Source organism: Ruminococcus sp. OM04-4AA (genome assembly GCF_003462585.1).
GTDB classification, from domain to species: Bacteria; Bacillota; Clostridia; order Lachnospirales; family Lachnospiraceae; genus Mediterraneibacter; species Mediterraneibacter faecis.
In genome coordinates this window covers 1-2,125 of sequence record NZ_QTZH01000128.1, presented here as the reverse complement: position 1 = coordinate 2,125, position 2,125 = coordinate 1, and the positions used below count along the sequence as shown (strand labels likewise).

Genomic DNA, 2,125 nt, shown 5'->3' with positions numbered 1-2,125 from the left:
ATGATATAAAATCTTAATTAAGAATAAATCCTATTAAGGAGGCTGAAAAAATTAGAAATACAATTCAAAGAGGATATGGTACTTGATGCAGTAAATGAAATGCACAGTCATGTAACAGCAGACCAGATATATACATTTATAAAAGAAAAATATCCATCTATCGGAAGAGGGACTGTATATAGAAATCTTGGCATTCTTGTAGAAGAAGGCAAGGTTAGAAAAGTGGAAGTTCCAGATGGTTCAGACCGCTTTGACTTTACACTCGAAAATCACTACCATGTGGAATGCGTAAAGTGTGGAGAGATATTTGACGTTGATATGGATGTTATATCAGAGATGGAGAAGAGAATAAAAGACACACATGGAATGAAGTATATAAGCCATGACATTTTTTTTAAGGGCATCTGCCAGGAATGTCAGAAGAAAGAAATGAAAGATGCATAGATTGGAGAATAAAAATGTTAGAAGTAGGAACAAAAGCACCGGATTTTGAATTACCGGATCAGAATGGAGAATTACATAAATTAAGCGAATATCTTGGAAAGAAAGTAATCCTATATTTTTATCCAAGGGATAATACACCTGGATGTACAAAGCAGGCTTGTGGATTTTCAGATAGATACCCACAGTTTGTTGAGAAAGGTGCGGTTGTACTTGGTGTAAGCAAGGATTCAGTTGCATCACATAAGAAATTTGAGGAAAAACATGGACTGGTATTTACGCTTTTATCAGATACAGAGCGCAAGGTTATTGAATCATATGATGTATGGAAGGAAAAGAAAAACTACGGAAAAGTATCCATGGGTGTGGTCAGAACAACATACCTTATTGATGAACATGGGATAATAGTAAAAGCTAATGATAAAGTAAAAGCAGCTGATGATCCTGAAAAAATGCTGCAGGAACTAAGCTGATGAAGATTATATTATCACCCGCTAAAAAAATGAAAACAGACACTGATAGCATAGGTATATTATCATGTCCGGTATTCATGGAAAAAACAGAAGAGATACTTAGCTGGCTGAAAGGAAGAACCGAAGAAGAACTTCAAAAAATGTGGAAGTGCAATGACAATATTGCGGCACAGAACATAGAGAGAATTAATTCTATGAATCTGTATAAACAACTTACACCTGCTGTTTTAGCTTACGAGGGCATTGCCTATCAGTATATGGCTCCTGTAGTTTTTGAAAATGCTCATTTTGATTATGTGCAGGAACATTTGAGAATAATGTCAGCGTTTTATGGGGTATTAAAACCGATGGATGGTATTACACCATATCGACTCGAAATGCAGGCAAAGGCTTCAATAGGGCATTATAAAAATTTGTATGAGTTCTGGGGTGAGATGCTTTACAGGGAAGTAATGGATGACAGCGGAATTATCATTAATCTGGCTTCAAAGGAATACTCTAAATGTATTGAAAAATATCTGACTCCAGCAGACAGATATATTACTATTACTTTTTGCGAAAAGTCTGGTGATAAGCTTATCACAAAAGGCACATATGCTAAGATGGCTCGTGGTGAAATGGTAAGATATATGGCAGAGAATCATATAGAAAAACCAGATGATATCAGAAGTTTTAACAGACTTGGTTATGTATTCAGAGGCGAAATTTCGTCAGGTAATGAATACATATTTGAAAGAATTGTAGAATAACAAAAGGAAGGGATGATTGCATGAATAAGAAAAAATCAAATTCAAAAAAGGCAGTTATGATAGGCTGCGGATTCGTAGGCTCAGCATCTGTATTTGCGCTTATGCAGAGTGGATTATTCACTGAAATTGCCTTGATAGATGCGGATAAGAATAAGGCAGAGGGAGAGGCTATGGATATCAGTCATGGAATACCCTTTGCCAGCCCTATGAAAATATATGCTGGTGATTATGATGATGTGGCAGATGCTGCGATTGTAATTATATCAGCAGGTGCAGGGCAAAAGCCAGGAGAAACAAGACTTGATCTGGTAAATAAGAATGTGGCAATATTTAAGTCCATTATTCCGGAAATTGCCAAAAGAGATTTTGGAGGAATCCTTCTGGTTGTAGCAAATCCTGTGGATATTCTGACACAGGTTGCAATCAAACTGTCAGGACTTCCGGAGGAGAGAGTTATCGGCT

At 36.6% G+C, this 2,125-nt stretch carries 4 protein-coding genes; all 4 read left to right on the top strand.

Annotation, left to right across the window (positions count from 1 at the left end; all coding sequences use genetic code 11):
* The first annotated feature begins 75 nt into the window (after nt 1–75).
* Nucleotides 76–444 (top strand): Fur family transcriptional regulator, encoded by a 369-nt coding sequence (locus DXB52_RS15570; protein ID WP_118108027.1) that lies wholly within the window; start codon nt 76–78, stop codon nt 442–444.
* Nucleotides 445–458: 14 nt separating this feature from the next.
* On the top strand, nt 459–914 hold the full coding sequence (gene bcp / locus DXB52_RS15565) for a thioredoxin-dependent thiol peroxidase (protein ID WP_117540955.1): 456 nt from the start codon (nt 459–461) through the stop codon (nt 912–914).
* The gene (gene yaaA / locus DXB52_RS15560; protein WP_117540953.1) at nt 914–1,663 is read left to right on the top strand and encodes a peroxide stress protein YaaA; all 750 of its coding nucleotides are present in this window, start codon (nt 914–916) and stop codon (nt 1,661–1,663) included. Before bcp ends, yaaA begins: the two co-directional genes overlap by 1 nt.
* A gap of 20 nt (nt 1,664–1,683) precedes the next feature.
* On the top strand, nt 1,684–2,125 hold a 442-nt coding region (locus DXB52_RS15555), incomplete at its 3' end, for a lactate/malate family dehydrogenase (protein WP_472520545.1).

Excerpts from the sequence above, each read along its gene's own strand:
- DXB52_RS15570 (WP_118108027.1), top strand. The coding sequence starts at position 76 with ATGGTACTTGATGCAGTAAATGAAATGCACAGTCATGTAACAGCAGAC.
- bcp (WP_117540955.1), top strand. The coding sequence starts at position 459 with ATGTTAGAAGTAGGAACAAAAGCACCGGATTTTGAATTACCGGATCAG.
- yaaA (WP_117540953.1), top strand. The coding sequence starts at position 914 with ATGAAGATTATATTATCACCCGCTAAAAAAATGAAAACAGACACTGAT.